Here is a 380-nt window from a genome sequence, read left to right on the forward strand (position 1 = left end):
ATTCTAACTTGATGACGCCCACCTTCATACTCACCAGTTAACCAGGCATCAACAATCATTTTTGCAAGTTCAATTCCTACTACTCGTGCGCCAAAAGCCAGCATATTAGTATTATTATGCTCTCTTGATAATTTGGCTGAATATGGCTCACTACATGTCACACAGCGAATTCCATTTACTTTGTTGGCAGCCAAAGAAATTCCTACGCCTGTTCCGCAGATTACGATACCTTTATCAACCTCACCATTTACAACTGCATTAGCGACCGCTTCACCAGAAACTGGATAATTAAATCTTTCACTGCTATCAGTACCATAATTGATTACTTCATAGCCATATTTTGCTTCAATATACTCTCTGATCACATTTTTATATTCAAC

Annotated in this window: 1 protein-coding gene; it reads right to left on the reverse strand. The window is 38.2% G+C overall.

Translation table 11 applies throughout. The features are described 5' to 3' along the window. Positions 1-380, reverse strand: a 380-nt coding sequence (gene rpiB, locus KTF99_RS16930; RefSeq protein ID WP_254210237.1) for a ribose 5-phosphate isomerase B, incomplete at both ends; no start/stop codon positions are given.

It is taken from the genome of Erysipelatoclostridium sp. MSK.7.34, from assembly GCF_019041935.1.
Classification (GTDB): domain Bacteria; phylum Bacillota_I; class Bacilli_A; order Erysipelotrichales; family Coprobacillaceae; genus Thomasclavelia; species Thomasclavelia ramosa.